Source organism: Kribbella sp. NPDC002412 (assembly GCF_053592935.1).
Genome location: NZ_JBSFBL010000010.1, coordinates 1 through 14,338 on the forward strand (window position 1 = coordinate 1; position 14,338 = coordinate 14,338).

13 protein-coding genes are annotated in these 14,338 nt (G+C 70.6%); 11 read left to right on the top strand and 2 right to left on the bottom strand.

All coding sequences use genetic code 11. From position 1 onward, the window contains the following. The coding region (locus ACWCOV_RS10515) for a cell division protein FtsK (RefSeq protein ID WP_449828975.1) at positions 1–450 on the bottom strand (450 nt) is incomplete at its 3' end. A gap of 152 nt (positions 451–602) precedes the next feature. On the opposite strand from ACWCOV_RS10515, the gene rimP reads away from it, so the two are divergent. The 11 genes from rimP to ACWCOV_RS10570 all read left to right on the top strand — a co-directional run bounded on the left by rimP (position 603) and on the right by ACWCOV_RS10570 (position 13,104). Then, complete coding sequence (gene rimP / locus ACWCOV_RS10520; protein ID WP_449828976.1) at positions 603–1,133, top strand: ribosome maturation factor RimP; 531 nt, start codon at positions 603–605, stop codon at positions 1,131–1,133. Between the two features lie 2 nt (positions 1,134–1,135). Then, positions 1,136–2,128 (top strand): transcription termination factor NusA, encoded by a 993-nt coding sequence (gene nusA, locus ACWCOV_RS10525; RefSeq protein WP_449828977.1) that lies wholly within the window; start codon positions 1,136–1,138, stop codon positions 2,126–2,128. Between the two features lie 66 nt (positions 2,129–2,194). Next, entirely contained in the window at positions 2,195–2,515 is a 321-nt protein-coding gene (locus ACWCOV_RS10530; RefSeq protein WP_449829134.1) for a YlxR family protein, read from the top strand. A gap of 134 nt (positions 2,516–2,649) precedes the next feature. Beyond that, a complete protein-coding gene (infB, locus tag ACWCOV_RS10535; protein ID WP_449828978.1) occupies positions 2,650–5,751 on the top strand; it encodes a translation initiation factor IF-2 in 3,102 nt (1,033 codons plus the stop codon). 102 nt (positions 5,752–5,853) lie between these two features. Continuing rightward, positions 5,854–6,291, top strand: a complete 438-nt coding sequence (gene rbfA / locus ACWCOV_RS10540; protein ID WP_449828979.1) for a 30S ribosome-binding factor RbfA — start codon at positions 5,854–5,856, stop codon at positions 6,289–6,291. After that, on the top strand, positions 6,272–7,168 hold the full coding sequence (gene truB / locus ACWCOV_RS10545) for a tRNA pseudouridine(55) synthase TruB (RefSeq protein ID WP_449828980.1): 897 nt from the start codon (positions 6,272–6,274) through the stop codon (positions 7,166–7,168). Before rbfA ends, truB begins: the two co-directional genes overlap by 20 nt. A gap of 281 nt (positions 7,169–7,449) precedes the next feature. Continuing rightward, a complete protein-coding gene (gene qcrC, locus ACWCOV_RS10550; RefSeq protein ID WP_449828981.1) occupies positions 7,450–8,340 on the top strand; it encodes a cytochrome bc1 complex diheme cytochrome c subunit in 891 nt (296 codons plus the stop codon). A gap of 109 nt (positions 8,341–8,449) precedes the next feature. Next, entirely contained in the window at positions 8,450–9,838 is a 1,389-nt protein-coding gene (locus ACWCOV_RS10555) for a basic amino acid/polyamine antiporter (protein WP_449828982.1), read from the top strand. A gap of 43 nt (positions 9,839–9,881) precedes the next feature. After that, positions 9,882–11,138, top strand: a complete 1,257-nt coding sequence (locus ACWCOV_RS10560) for an arginine deiminase (protein ID WP_449828983.1) — start codon at positions 9,882–9,884, stop codon at positions 11,136–11,138. Continuing rightward, positions 11,138–12,220 (top strand): S1C family serine protease, encoded by a 1,083-nt coding sequence (locus ACWCOV_RS10565; RefSeq protein WP_449828984.1) that lies wholly within the window; start codon positions 11,138–11,140, stop codon positions 12,218–12,220. Before ACWCOV_RS10560 ends, ACWCOV_RS10565 begins: the two co-directional genes overlap by 1 nt. Before the next feature lie 29 nt (positions 12,221–12,249). Beyond that, on the top strand, positions 12,250–13,104 hold the full coding sequence (locus ACWCOV_RS10570) for an LLM class flavin-dependent oxidoreductase (RefSeq protein WP_449828985.1): 855 nt from the start codon (positions 12,250–12,252) through the stop codon (positions 13,102–13,104). A gap of 42 nt (positions 13,105–13,146) precedes the next feature. Here the strand turns inward: ACWCOV_RS10570 and ACWCOV_RS10575 are convergent, their stop codons facing one another. Next, complete coding sequence (locus tag ACWCOV_RS10575) at positions 13,147–14,331, bottom strand: PEP/pyruvate-binding domain-containing protein (RefSeq protein WP_449828986.1); 1,185 nt, start codon at positions 14,329–14,331, stop codon at positions 13,147–13,149. Positions 14,332–14,338: the final 7 nt, after the last annotated feature.

Genomic DNA, 14,338 nt, shown 5'->3' on the forward strand with positions numbered 1-14,338 from the left:
GGCCGCTGCGGCGTGCGCGGTCGCGGCGGCCCGCTCTCGCTTCGCCAGGTCGGCCAGAGCGGCCGCCGACGTACTCGGGAGGGCCGGGGCCGGGCCCGCCGCGGCCGCTTGCACGCCCGCGGTCTCCTTGAGCCGGGCCAGGTGACTGGCGTGGTACTTCGCGCCGGCCGCGAGCTGGGCGCGCAGCGCGGGGAATTTCCGGGTGATCGTGGCGTAGCGGAGTGACAATTGAATCACCTGAGCGGCCGCCGTACCGAGTGCCGCGACGACCACCGGATCGGTGCTGGGTGTCTCCTCGGCCGGCTGACCCGATTTCGAGTCGTTCTCGGCGCCCGGCGTACCGGAGCTGCTCGGGCCGTCGTCGCACCCCGCGAGTACGGCGGCGCCCGGCAGCAGGGCTGCGGTCGTCAGGGCGGTCCGGCGCGACAGGCGGACAGGTTCGTTCGGCACGGCGGAACGATACCTGGTGACGGGTCGGTGACCGGCCTGGGACGAGGCGGTGACGTGCACATCGTCGCGGGCCGGATATGGTGGGCTACTGCCCTCGGTCGGATCGCCGGGTGGCGGAACGGGTGCACAACTGGAGAGAGGCAGGTCAACCTGTGAGCCGAAAGACTGACCACACGGACACCTCGAGCCTCGAGAACTTCCTGCGGCCGATCGTCGAGCAGTTCGGCTGCGACCTGGAGGCCGCCGACATCGCGCCGGCCGGCCGCCGCCGGTTGCTGCGCGTGCTCGTCGACCGCGACGGGGGAATCAGCCTGGACGACGTCGCCGAGGTGACCCGGGCCATCTCCAAGGCGCTCGACGCCGACGACATCATGGGCGACGGCGCCTACACGCTGGAGGTCTCCAGCCCGGGCGTCGACCGGCCGCTCACCCTGCCCCGGCACTGGCGGCGTAACGTCAGCCGGCTGGTCGCGGTCACCCTGACCGCGGGCGGGAAGGTGACCGGCCGGATCAAGTCCGCCTCCGAGGAGGCGGCCGAGCTGGACGTGGACGGCAAGCCGCGCACGATCGCGTACGCCGACGTGGCCAAGGCCAAGGTCCAGATCGAGTTCAACCGGGCTGCCCCCGGCAACGACGAGGCTGCCCCAGGATCGAACGCCGCGGGCACGGTGGAGGAGAACTGAACATGGACATCGACATGGCTGTCCTGCGGTCGCTGGAACGGGAGAAGGACATCTCCCTGGACGTGGTCGTCGAGGCGATCGAGCAGGCGCTGCTGGTGGCGTACCACCGCACCGAGGGCGCCCAGCAGCACGCCCGGGCCGAGCTGGACCGCAAGACCGGGCACGTGACCGTCTACGCGCGCGAGTTCGCCGAGGACGGAACGCTGGCCCGCGAGTACGACGACACGCCCGCCGACTTCGGCCGGATCGCGGCCACCACGGCCAAGCAGATCATCCTGCAGCGGCTGCGCGACGCCGAGGACGAGGTCCGGTACGGCGAGTTCTCCGGCAAGGAGGGCGACATCGTCTCCGGCGTCATCCAGCAGGGCCGCGACCCGCGCTCGGTGATGGTCGACCTCGGCAAGATCGAGGCGGTGCTGCCGGCCCCGGAGCAGGTGCCGGGGGAGAAGTACGAGCACGGCGCCCGGCTGCGGGTCTACGTGGTCGGGGTCCGCAAGGGCTTCAAGGGCCCGCAGATCACGGTCAGCCGGACACACCCGAACCTGGTCAAGAAGCTGTTCGCGCTCGAGGTGCCGGAGATCGCCGACGGGACGGTCGAGATCACCGCGATCGCCCGGGAGGCGGGGCACCGCACGAAGATCGCCGTCCGGACGCTGAACCCGTCGGTGAACGGCAAGGGCGCGTGCATCGGGCCGATGGGCCAGCGGGTGCGCAACATCATGCACGAGCTGCACGGTGAGAAGATCGACATCATCGACCACAGCGACGACCCGGCCACCTTCGTCGGGAATGCGCTGTCGCCGGCGCAGGTTACGTCGGTGGAGGTCGTCGACGCCGCGGCCCGTGCCGCGCGGGTCGTCGTACCCGACTACCAGCTGTCGCTGGCGATCGGCAAGGAGGGGCAGAACGCCCGCCTCGCCGCCCGGCTGACCGGGTGGCGGATCGACATCCGGCCGGATACCGATGTGACTCGTGATGACGAGAAGGTAGACTGATCTCTCGGTCGGTCGACTGAGTCGCAACCACTCCCGAAGGATCACGTGACAGTGACGGTGACTGTGATGGATCCGGGGCGCCCTGGCAAGGTCAGGGAGCGTACCTGCATCGGGTGCCGGAAGCGGTGCAGTCCGGCTGACCTGCTGCGGATGACGGTTTCCGGAGGACGTGTCCTCCCGGATCCCGCTCATCGGGCGCCCGGCCGCGGAGCGCACCTGCACCCGGTGGCCGAGTGCCTCGACCTCGCCGTACGGCGTAAGGCGTTCCCGCGGGCCTTCCGGGCCCAGGGGCCGCTCGACGTGACCGCGCTGCGGGAGTACGTCGCGCAGCGTGATAGGCAAGAAGCAGTGCAAACGGCGGCCAACCGGCCGTCCGCGGCGGTCTGACCGGACCGTCGTGACGACATGAAGGCGGGTCATCGACTCATGACCACTCGATGAGTGTCTACCGATGAGTGCAAAGCGATGAGCACGTACGTCAACTAACGGTCCGCGCCCAGGCTCGGACCAGAGGGAGAGTAGTGGCAAAGGTCCGGGTCTACGAGCTCGCGAAGGAGCTCGGAGTTACCAGCAAGGTCGTTCTGACCAGACTGAACGACATGGGCGAGTTCGTCCGATCGGCATCCTCGACGATCGAGGCGCCGGTAGTCCGTAGGTTGGCGGAGGAGTTCGAGAAGAACCCGCCGAAGAAGCGCGCAGCCAAGAAGGCTGCCGCCAGCACGTCCGCCGCGCCGCAGGCGACCGCACCGGTCGCGCCTGCCGAGCCGGCGAAGAAGGCCGCGCCCGCGGCTCCGGCCGAGCGCCCTGCGCCGGCCGCTCCGGCGACCCCGGCTCCGGTGGCCGCCGAGCCGACCGTGGCCGAGCAGGCTGCTCCGGCGCCGGCCAAGGCGGCTCCGTCGCCGTCGCCGGCCAAGCCGGGTCCGCGTCCTGGCCCCAAGCCGGGTCCGCGGCAGGAGCCCGCTCCGGCGGCTCCGGTCGAGGCTCCGGCCGCCAAGTCGCCCTCGTTCGAGGCGCCCGCGGCCAAGGCGACCCCCGAGGCCCCGGCGGCTGCTGCTCCGGCTCCGGCGCCGTCGCGTCCGGCCCCGGGTCCGCGGCAGGAGCGTCCCGCCGACGGTGGGCCGCGTCCGGCCACGCCGCGTCCGGGTGCGACCCCGCGTCCGGGTGGCAGTGGCCCGCGTCCTGGCGCCCCGCGTCCGGGCGGTCCCCGTCCGGGTGCTCCCGGCGGCCAGGGTGGCGGCCCGCGTCCGGGTGCGCCGCGTCCGGGCAACAACCCGTTCAGCTCGACCCAGGGCATGCAGCGCGGTGGCGCCCGTCCGGGTCCGGGCGGTCAGGGTGGATCCGGCCAGGGTGCGAGCCCGGCCGGGATGCCGCCGCGCCCGCCGCAGAACCGCGGTGGCGGCGGTAGCGACCGTCCGCGTCCGTCGGGTGTGCCCGGTGCGCCGCGGCCCAACCCGGCGATGATGCCGAAGTCCTCGGCCGGCACGTTCACCGGCCGTCCCTCCGGCCCCGGCGGTGGCGCCGGTGGCGGTGGCGGCCGTGGCCGCCCCGGTGGCGGCGGCCCGGGTGGTGGACCGGGCGCCGGTCCGCGCGGTGGCGGCGGCGGTGGCGGCGGCTTCCGCCCGGGTGGCGGCGGCCCCAGCGGCCCGCCCGGTGGCGGTGGCGGTCGTCCGGGTCCGGGCAACCGCGGCCGTGGTGGCACGCAGGGCGCCTTCGGGCGTCCGGGCGGCCCGGCCCGTCGTGGCCGCAAGTCGAAGCGGGCGAAGCGCCAGGAGTTCGACAACATGCAGGCGCCGGCAGTCGGCGGCGTCCGCGTCAAGCACGGTGACGGCGAGGTCGTGCGCCTGGCCCGCGGTGCGTCGCTGACGGACTTCGCCGAGAAGGTCGGCGTCGACCCGGCGTCGCTGGTGCAGGTGCTGTTCCACCTCGGTGAGATGGTGACCGCGACCCAGTCGGTCAACGAGGAGACCCTGCAGCTGCTCGGCACCGAGCTGAACTACGACGTCCAGATCGTGTCCCCGGAGGACGAGGACCGCGAGCTGCTGCAGTCGTTCGACATCGACTTCGGGTCCGACGAGGGCGACGAGAGCGACCTGGTCAAGCGGCCGCCGGTGGTGACCGTGATGGGTCACGTCGACCACGGTAAGACGAAGCTGCTGGACGCCGTCCGCGAGGCGAACGTGGTCGCCAAGGAGGCCGGTGGCATCACCCAGCACATCGGCGCGTACCAGGTGACGACCGAGGTCGACGGCGAGCAGCGGGCCATCACCTTCGTCGACACCCCGGGTCACGAGGCGTTCACCGCCATGCGTGCCCGTGGTGCGCAGGCCACCGACATCGTCATCCTGGTGGTCGCGGCCGACGACGGCGTGATGCCGCAGACGATCGAGGCGCTGAACCACGCCCGTGCGGCGGGCGTCCCGATCGTGGTCGCGGTCAACAAGATCGACGTTCCGGCGGCCGACCCGGCCAAGGTGCGCGGTCAGCTGACCGAGTACGGCCTGGTCCCCGAGGAGTACGGCGGCGACACCATGTTCGTCGACGTCTCGGCGAAGTCCCGGATCAACATCGACGGGCTGCTCGAGAGCGTGATCCTGACCGCGGACGCGGCGCTGGACCTGCGGGCGAACCCGAACATGCACGCCGAGGGCATCGCGATCGAGGCCAACCTCGACAAGGGCCGTGGCCCGGTGGCGACCGTGCTGGTGCAGCGCGGCACGCTGCGGGTCGGCGACTCGATGGTGGCCGGTCCGGCGTACGGCCGGGTCCGGGCCATGCTCGACGAGCACGGCGACCCGGTCGAGGAGGCGACGCCGTCGCGTCCGGTCCTGGTGCTCGGTCTGACCGCCGTACCAGGTGCGGGTGACAAGTTCCTGGTCGTCGACGACGACCGGCGGGCCCGGCAGATCGCCGAGAAGCGGGAAGCCCGTGCCCGTGCGGCGGCCAACGCCAAGCGGCGCGCGCGCCGGACCCTCGAGGACTTCATGGCCTCGATGGAGAAGGGCGAGACCCAGGAGCTGCTGCTCATCCTCAAGGGCGACGTGTCCGGTTCGGTCGAGGCGCTGGAAGACGCGCTGGTCCGGATCGAGGTCGGCGACGAGGTCAACCTGCGCGTCATCGACCGCGGTGTCGGCGCGATCAACGAGAACGACGTCAACCTGGCCATCGCGTCGAACGCCGTCATCATCGGCTTCAACGTACGGCCGGCGGGCAAGGCCGGTGACCTGGCCGAGCGCGAGGGCGTGGATGTCCGGTACTACTCGGTCATCTACTCGGCGATCGACGACATCGAGGCCGCCCTGAAGGGCATGCTCAAGCCGATCTACGAGGAGGCCACCCTGGGCCAGGCGGAGATCCGGGAGATCTTCCGCTCCTCGAAGGTGGGCAACATCGCCGGTTGCTGGGTGACCAGTGGACTGATCCGCCGCAACGCCAAGGTCCGGTTGATCCGGGACGGCGCGGTGGTCGTCGACAACACCGAGCTGTCGTCGCTGAAGAGGTTCAAGGACGACGCGTCCGAGGTCCGCGAGGGCTTCGAGTGCGGTCTGACCATCAACGGCTACAACGACATCAAGATCGGCGACGTGGTCGAGGCCTTCGAGCTCCGCGAGAAGCCGCGTAACTGACCGCAGTCGGTGCCCGGACGCTCCGGGCACCGGAGTAACGTCCGGAGAGGCGGCAACGCCTGCCTCTCCGGACGTTGTTCATGAATGAGGGAGTGAGCCCTGATGGGTGAAGCAAGGGCGAAGCAGCTCGCCGACCGGATCCAGGTGCTGGTGGCCGAGTTGCTCGAGCGCCGGGTGAAGGACCCGCGGCTCGGCTTCGTCACCGTGACCGACGCCCGGCTGACCGGCGACCTGCGGGAAGCCAGCATCTTCTACACGGTGTACGGCGACGAGCAGGAGCGGGCCTCGACCGCGGCCGCCCTGGAGTCGGCGCGCGGGCTGATCCGCAGCGAGGTCGGCAAGGCGCTCGGCCTGCGGCACACTCCGAGCGTGGCCTTCTTCCTGGACGCCGTACCGGAGACTGCCGGGCACATCGAGGAGTTGCTGGAGAAGGCCCGGCAGGCTGACGCCGAGGTGGCCAAGAGCGCGGCGAACGCGAAGCCGGCCGGCGAGGCGGACCCCTACAAGCGCCGCGAGGACGATGACAGCGACGACGAGTGAGCCCAGCGTTGCCGATGGCATCGTTGTGGTGGACAAGCCGGCGGGTCTGACCTCCCATACGGTGGTGGCCCGGATCCGTCGGCTCGCCGGCACCCGGAAGGTCGGGCACGCCGGAACGCTGGACCCGATGGCGACCGGGGTGCTGGTGGTCGGCCTCAACCGGGCCACTCGGTTGCTGGGTCACCTTCAGCTGGCCGACAAGTCGTACGACGCGACCGTGCTGCTCGGCGCGACCACGACGACTGACGACGCCGAGGGCGAGATCGTGTCGACCGCGCCGGTCGACGGGGTGACGGCCGAGGCGATCGAGGCCGCGGTGGCGGGGTTCCGCGGGGAGATCTCGCAGGTCCCGTCGAAGGTGTCCGCGATCAAGGTCGACGGGCGGCGCGCGTACGAACGCGTCCGGGCCGGCGAGGAGGTCGCGCTCAAGGCTCGCAGCGTCACGGTCTCCCGGTACGACGTGGTCGACGTACGCCCGGGGTCGTCGGGGATCGAGGTCGACATCTCGGTCGACTGCTCCAGCGGCACCTACATCCGGGCCCTCGCCCGCGACCTGGGCGCCGAGCTCGGCGTGGGCGGTCACCTCACCGCGCTGCGCCGTACGCGGGTCGGCTCCTTCGACCTCTCGGTCGCCCACACGCTCGAGTCGCTGGCCGACTCCTTCGACTGGCTCCCGATCGCCGAGGTCGCCGCGGGCACCTTCCCCCGCTACGACGCCGACGCCACCCAGTCCGCCGCGATCCGCACCGGCCGCCCCCTCCCCGGCCTCAACCTCCCCGCCGGACAGACCGCCATGTTCGACCCCACCGGCACCTTCCTGGCCCTCTACGAACCCCACGGCCCAGTAGCCAAACCCACTGCAGTTTTCGTGGGTTAGGCGCGGTTGGCGGGCCCGCCTGGCGGCCCCAGGCAGCGTCTGGGCCGATCGGGGCTACTTCGGCGACGCTCGTGGGGGAGAGTCGCGGCCCGGCGCATTCGGCGGGGCTGTCCGGGTAGTGGGGTATTTTGCCGCCAGGCGAACATCCCCAGATTAGGCCGATTCGGACCGGTCCGTGCCGGAATCTGGGCGAAGTAATCCGCTGAGCGGACGGTCCCGCGGGGAAAATCGTCCGGTTCGGGTGACTCGAGCTGTGTTGCCGACGGCTACGGTGACGGATCATGGGTTGCAGTCCGCAACCTCACCCGTCGAGGGTCAAACGATTGTCCAAGGCAAGGATTCGCACCGTACGGCGACGGCACCGGGCAGCCGGCCTCGTCGTACTGCTGTTCGGCCTGCTGGCAGTGGGTTCGGCGTACTCCGCCGTCATGCCCGACGACGCGGTCGCGGAGAACTCGTCCCAGTCGCAGACCATCGAGGAGGGCAGGAAACTCTTCGCGGTCGGCTGTGCCAGCTGCCACGGCCTGAACGCCGAGGGTGGTGGCAACGGTGAGGGCGAGATGGCCGGTCCGTCGCTGATCGGTGTCGGCGCGGCCGCGGTCGACTTCCAGGTCGGCACCGGCCGGATGCCGGCGATGCAGCCCGGCGCCCAGGTCCCGGCCAAGGCACCCGCCTACACCCAGGAGGAGATCGAGGCCCTCTCGGCGTACGTCGCCTCGCTGGCCCCCGGCCCGGCGGTTCCGGCGGAGGAGTCGTACGACGTCAGCAACGTCACCGACGAGCAAGTGACTCGTGGTGGCGAGCTGTTCCGCACCAACTGCACGGCCTGCCACAACTTCGCCGGTCGCGGTGGCGCCCTCCCGAACGGCCGCTACGCGCCTTCGCTGATGGAGAGCACGCCCAGGCACATCTACCAGGCCATGCTCACCGGCCCGCAGCAGATGCCCGTCTTCTCCGACCAGGTGCTGCAACCCGAGGACAAGCGCGACATCATCGCCTACATCGTCGCGCTCCAGACCGAGCGGGATCCCGGTGGGTTCGGTCTGGGCCGCCTCGGCCCGGTCTCCGAAGGACTGTGGGGCTGGCTGGTCGGGATCGGCCTGCTGGTCGCCGTCGCGGTCTGGATCGGCGCGAACGGCATGAAGGCCAAGGGGAGCAAGCCACCGGACTGACCGATCTCATCCACTGCGGGTGATCAAGCGCCAGCGCGCCGTCGGCATCATGCCAGTCGTGGCCAGCGCAGAGACTGTTTCCAGCACGTCGGCGCAGAAATTGACCTTCATGACCATGACCGCCATGGTCGTGGGCTCGATGGTGGGCGCCGGCGTGTTCTCGTTGCCGCGCCGGTTCGCCCAGGAGACCGGGGTCGCGGGCGCGCTGATCGCCTGGGCCATCGCGGGCACCGGCATGCTGATGCTCGCCTTCGTCTTCCAGACCCTGGCGATCCGCAAGCCCGAGCTCGACGCCGGGGTGTACGCCTACGCCAAGGCGGGTTTCGGGGAGTACCTCGGCTTCTTCTCGGCGTTCGGCTACTGGGCCAGCGCGTGCGTCGGCAACGTGACGTACTGGGTGCTGATCATGTCGACGGTCGGGGCCCTGTGGTCGGCGCTGGGCGACGGCGACACGGTGACGGCCGCCGTCCTGTCGTCGGTCGGGATCTGGGTGTTCTACCTGCTGATCCGGCGCGGCGTGAAGGAGGCCGCGATCATCAACCGGATCGTCACCGTCGCGAAGCTGGTGCCGATCCTGGTGTTCATCCTGATCGCGGCGATCTACCTCGATCCGCAGGTGTTCGCGGACAACTTCAACGGCGACAGCTACGGGTCCCTGTACGACCAGGTCACCGGGACGATGCTCGTCACCGTCTTCGTCTTCCTGGGCGTGGAGGGCGCGAGCGTGTACTCGCGGCACGCCAAGCGCCGCGAGGACGTCGGCCGGGCCACGGTTCTCGGCCTGCTCAGCGTGCTGGCCGTCTTCGCGTCGGTGACCGTGGTGTCGTACGGCATCATGCCGATCAGCGAGATCGCCGAGCTGCGGCAGCCGTCGATGGCCGGGGTGCTGGAGGCGGCGGTCGGGCAGTGGGGCAAGGTCTTCGTCAGCGTCGGCCTGATCGTGTCGGTGCTCGGCGCCTACCTGGCCTGGACGCTGATGGCCGCCGAGGTGCTGTTCGTGGCCGCGCTCGACGACGACATGCCGCGGTTCCTGCGCCGGTCCAACGAGGCCGACGTGCCGACCGCGGCGTTGCTGCTGACGACGATCCTGATCCAGGTCGTCCTGGTGGTCACGATGTTCTCCGAGGACGCGTTCAACTTCGCCCTCGACCTGACCAGCGCGCTCAGCCTGATCCCGTTCCTGCTCGCGGCCGGGTACGCGCTGAAGCTGGCGGTCACCCGCGAGACGTACGTCGACGCGCCGCAGGGACACACCCGCGAGCTGGTGGTGGGCGGGCTCGCGACCCTCTACACCGCGTTCCTGCTGTACGCCGCCGGTCCGAAGTTCATCCTGCTGTCGTTCATCATCTACGCGCCCGCGAGCGTCCTGTTCGTGATGGCTCGCCGCGAGCAGGGCCGCCGGCTGTTCAGCCCCGGCGAGCTCGCCATCCTCGTCGTCTCGATCCTGGGCGCCGTCCTCGGCGTCATCGCTCTCGCAACCGGCTGGATCACGATCTGAGCCGCCAGCCGGCCCTGCCACCGCACGTAAGGAGTCGATCCGCATGGCCAGTCACGACACGACCTCGACGTACGGCGTCCACTCCGAAGTCGGCCGGTTGCGCAAGGTTCTCGTCTGCTCGCCCGGGCTGGCCCATCGCCGGCTCACCCCGACCAACGCGGGCGACCTGCTGTTCGACGACGTGATGTGGGTGGAGAACGCCCAGCGCGATCACGCCGACTTCATGAACAAGCTGTCGAACCGCGGGGTCGAGGTGGTCGAGTTGCACAACCTGCTGGCCGAGACCGTCGCGGCGCCGGAGGCGCGGTCGTGGCTGCTGGACCGCAAGATCGTCGCCAACGACGTCGGCCTCGGCCTGGTCGACGGCACCCGGAGCTTCCTGGAGACGCTGGAACCCCGGCAGCTCGCCGAGTACCTGGTCGGCGGGCTCGCCACCTCGGACCTGCCGGAGGACTTCCGCACCGGCTACATCGGCCTCGCGCGGGAGGCGACCGGAGCCCGCGAGTACCTGATGCCGCCGCTGCCGAACACGCTGTACACCCGCGACACCACCTGCTGGCTGTACGGCGGGGTGACGCTGAACCCGCTGTACTGGCCGGCACGGCACGACGAAACCCTGCTGATGAAGGCGATCTACCAGTTCCACCCCGACTTCGCCGGGTCGACCGTGTGGTGGGGCGACCCGGAGCAGTCGTGGGGCCGGGCGACGTTCGAGGGCGGCGACATCATGCCGGTCGGGAACGGCGTCGTGCTGATGGGCATGAGTGAGCGAACCTCGCGGCAGGCGATCACCCAGGTCGCGGCGGCGCTGTTCGAGAAGGGCGCGGCCGAGCACGTCGTGGTGGCCGGGATGCCGAAGCTGCGGGCGGCGATGCACCTGGACACCGTGCTGACGTTCGCCGACCGCGACATCGTCACGCTGTACCCGGCGATCATGGACGGCGTCCACACGTTCTCGTTGCGGCCGGCGGACACCGCGCCCGGCGTCGAGGTGGTGGACGAAGGGTCGCGGCGGTTCGTGGACGTCGTGGCTGCCGCTCTCGGCCTCTCGAGCCTGCGGGTCCTGGAGACCGGCGGGGACGTGTACGAGTCCGAACGCCAGCAGTGGGACAGCGGCAACAACGCGGTCGCGGTCGAGCCGGGCGTGGTCTTCACGTACGACCGCAACACGCGCACGAACACGCTGCTGCGCCAGGCCGGCGTCGAGGTGATCACCATCGTCGGGGCGGAACTGGGCCGCGGTCGGGGCGGCGGCCACTGCATGACGTGCCCGATCATCCGCGACGCCGTCGACTTCTGATGTCCGATCCAGAGCAGTCCGGCCCGTGGTGGCATCGGTCCGACCTGTGGCCGCTCCTGGTTGCCCTGGCCGTCATTTCGATCATCGCGGTGGTGGCCTCGGTCGGGTGGGCGAGGAGCAGCGGCCTGCAGTGCGATGCCGAGTCCGTGGCGGAGACCGCGATGCCGTCGGTGGTGACGATCTACGTGCAGTCCAGCACGGGCGGGGGCGGTAACGGGTCCGGTCAGTTCCTCGACACCGAGGGACATATCCTGACCAACAACCACGTCATCTCCGCGGCCGCCACCGGCGGCACGATCACCGTGCTGCGGCCGAACGGCGAGGAACTGACCGCGACCCTGGTCGGGCGGGACATCCAGACCGACCTCGCGGTCATCTCGGTCACGCCGAAGTCGACGGTGGTGCCGATCGAGTTCGGTCCGGCGCCGGAGGTCGGGGACCGGGTCTTCGCGATCGGTGCTCCGTTGGGCCTCACGGACACGATCACGGCCGGGATCGTGAGCGCGCTCGGCCGGTCGGCCCGGGTGCCGGCGGACAACAACACGACGGCGTTGCTCACCTCGGCGATCCAGACCGATGCCTCGATCAACCCGGGCAACAGCGGCGGGACGCTGGCCGACTGCGATGGCCGGCTGGTCGGCGTACCGACAGCCGGCGCGACTGCCAGCGATTCACGAGGGGTCCCTGTGGCCGGGAGCATCGGGCTGGGGTTCGCGATCCCCGCTGAGACGGCGCGGACAATTGCCGACAAGCTGATCGCGGACGGGCGCGTCGTCCACGGGTACTTCGGGTTGTCCGTCGTACCCCTGTCGCGCGGTGACAGCGCCATCCATCCGGACGCGCTCTACGTGTCGGCCGCGCCGCTCGGCGGGCCTGGCGCGGCGGCCGGTCTGCGCCGTGCCGACGTGATCACGGCCCTCGACGGCGAGGCCGTCACCAGCGCCGACCAGCTCCAGGAGATCTCCCTGACCAAGCAGCCCGGGGCGACGGTCAAGGTCGACTTCGAACGCGCCGGGGTAGCCCAGACCACCACAGTCACTCTCGGCAGACAGCCTGACCCAGCCTTGCAACGCACCGGCTGACTGTCGGTGGCGCCGTCTACCGTCGAGGGATGAGATACGGCTTCGTGATGGCGTACGGCGATGCGCGGGCGGCGGCTGAGTTGGCGGCGCTGGCCGAGGAGCACGGGTGGGACGGGTTCTTCGTCTGGGAGTCGATCTGGGGGATCGACGCCTGGGCGATGCTGGCCGCGGCGGCGATGACGACCGAGCGGATCCGGCTCGGCACGATGCTGACCCCGTTGCCGCGGCGCAAACCGTGGGACGTGGCCGGCCAGACCTCCACCGTGGACAACCTGAGCAACGGGCGGGTGAACCTCGTGGTCGGGCTCGGTGTCACCGGTGAGGACCGGTTCTGGCTGTTCGAGGACGATCCGGGCCGCAAGGTGCGCGCGGAGCTGATGGACGAGTCGCTCGAGATGCTGCAGCACCTGTGGCGCGACCAGCCCTTCGAGTACGCCGGCAAGCACTACCGCTCGCGGAAGATCCCCGACCTGATGCCACCCGCGCCACCGCCCCCGGTTCAGCAGCCGCGGATCCCCACGTGGGTGGTCGGCGCCTGGCCGAGGCCGAAGTCGATGCGCCGGGCAGCCCTCCAGGACGGCTGGATCCCGACCTATGCCCCGATCCTCGGGCCCGGCGAGACTCCAGGCGACTTGACCCCCGAACACCTGGCCGAAGCCATCACCTGGATCCGCGAGGAACGCACCACCCACGGCCTGACGATGGACTCGTACGACGTCGTGGTCGAAGGCACAACCCAACCCGGCGACCCCGACCCCGTCCGCCCTTGGTCCGAAGCAGGCGCCACCTGGTGGATCGAAGCCGACTGGTCGTCCATGGACCCCGAAGAGGTCCGTGCCGCCGCAGAAACCCGCCTCAAGGCAGGCCCACCCCGAGTCAGCTGATTACCGATCCCCACGCGCCACGTCCGCTGGTCTTCTCGCGGGTCAGCCGGCTGGGGTGACGGTGCCGGTGGTGCCGTTGAGGGTGAGGGGTTGGCCGTCGTGGAGGGTGGTCGTGGCGTGGGGGACGCCGAGTACGGCGGGGATGCGATGTTCGCGGGCGACGATCGCGGCGTGGGAGAGCAGCCCGCCGGTCTCGGTGACCACGCCGGCGACGACGCCGAACAGCGGAGTCCACGCCGGGTCGGTGAACCGGCAAACGAGGATGTCCCCGGCCCGCACCCGACTGAAGTCTCCCGGCCCACGCACAACCCGAGCCGGCCCCGAAGCAACTCCCGCACTCCCACCCGTCCCACGCAGCCCACCTGATCCCAGGGCGGTGCGGTTGGTTGGTGGGAGGGGAGCTGTGATCGGGCGGGACTGGAGGAGCCACAGCTGGTCGTTCGAGAGGGCGAACTCGATGTCCTGCGGGCCGCCCAGGTAGTCGGCGACCTCGGCGCCGAGGTGGGTCAGGTCCAGGAGTTGGGGGTCGTTGAGGCAGAGGCGTGTGCGGTCGGCGGATGGGACCTGGGCCGGGGTGGTGCCGTCGAGGCGGGATTGCTTGGTGCCGAGGCTGCGGGTGAGGACGGCGGAGCTGCTGGTGGTGAAGGTGTCGGGCGTGACCAGGCCGCGGACTACGGATTCGCCTAGGCCCCAGGAGGCCTCGATGACGGTCGGATCGCCGGTGAAGAGGACTCCGGCTACGTCGGCGTTGATGTGTGCCTGGATGAGGACCGCCATCTGCGGGATGGCGGTAGAGCGGTAGGCGATTGCGCGGTCGGACCACAGGGACGCCCAGACCGCCGACACGTGTGCGCCAACCGCCGCACCACCGACAGACAGGAACGAGTCGTGCTGCCCGGCGGCTGAGGCGGTCGCGGTGTCCTCGTCGGATGCCGAGGACCGTACGGCGAACGCGTGGGTGCCGAGTTGCGCCAAAGCGGCCGTCAGTTCGTTCATCACATCTGACGGCAGCGGTTGCGCGGCGATCAATCGACGTATCTCGGCCGGCCCACGCTCAGCCAGCACGGCGGGGAGGTCGAGGTGGCTCGTCACCGCTCGGTAGACCTCGACGGGTACGACGAAGCCGGATGGGACCGGGAAACCGGCGCGAAGGAGCCGGCCGAGGACGGCTGCCTTGCCGCCGGCCTGCTGTGGAACGGCCTCGGCGAGGGGGACGATCACGAGCACCTCTTCA